Here is a 917-nt window from a genome sequence, read left to right as displayed (position 1 = left end):
GACATCAAGGATATGGCCGGGGCGCGACAGCAGGCCGCCGGCGGCGACGATAATGCCTTCCAGACATTGAACCGCCGCTTCGGGGAAATGATCACCGCAGCCAACCGTCAGCCACAGGTAATGATCACCGTGCTGGAAGGGGCTGTCCTTGGCGGCGGCTTTGGCTTGGCGTGTATTTCTGACGTGGCCATCGCCAGCGAAGACGCCACTTTCGGCCTGCCGGAAACCGGGCTGGGCGTAATCCCCGCACAAATTGCCCCCTTTGTGGTAGAGCGTATCGGCCTGACCCAGGCCCGCCGCCTGGCGTTGACTGGCATACGCTTCAAAGGGAACGAAGCCCTGCGGCTGGGTATCGTGCATGAGGTTGCTGACAACAGCGACGCCCTGGATACCGCCCTGGAAAACACCCTGAAGGCGGTGCGTCGCTGCGCGCCCCATGCTAACCGGGTTACCAAGGAGCTGGTGCTGAACGTGGGCCACATTCCCATGAACACCTTGTTGGACCAGGCTGCCACCGACTTCGCCGCCGCCGTGAACAGCGAAGAAGGCCAGGAAGGCACCATGGCGTTCGTACAAAAACGCCCGGCGTCCTGGAACTCCCCAAGCTGAGCCGATACACCGTAGGAGGCTGCTTGCAGGCGAACCGATGTGGCAGATCCGTCACCGATGGTTCGCTTGCAAGCAAGCTCCTACAGGAAAGCATTTTCAACCGGAACACCGGTAAGGAATCACAATGAGCTTTGAAAAAATCCTGATTGCCAACCGTGGCGAGATTGCCTGCCGGGTCATCGCCACCGCCCAATCCCTGGGCTACCGGACCGTGGCAGTCTATTCCGAGCCGGATGCCGGTGCCCGTCATGTGCAACTGGCTGACGAAGCCGTCTGCATCGGCCCAGCCCTGGCCAGCGCCTCCTACC

2 protein-coding genes are annotated in these 917 nt (G+C 61.5%); both read left to right on the top strand.

Annotated elements, in window-relative coordinates:
- On the top strand, positions 1–609 hold a 609-nt coding region (locus tag A3730_RS08625; protein WP_063537925.1), incomplete at its 5' end, for an enoyl-CoA hydratase/isomerase family protein.
- 124 nt (positions 610–733) lie between these two features.
- The coding region (locus tag A3730_RS08620; protein WP_156501089.1) for a biotin carboxylase N-terminal domain-containing protein at positions 734–917 on the top strand (184 nt) is incomplete at its 3' end.

It is taken from the genome of Alcanivorax sp. HI0044 (assembly GCF_001634945.1).
Note: the sequence above shows the minus strand (reverse complement) of the source record. Positions and strands in the feature narration are given on the sequence as shown.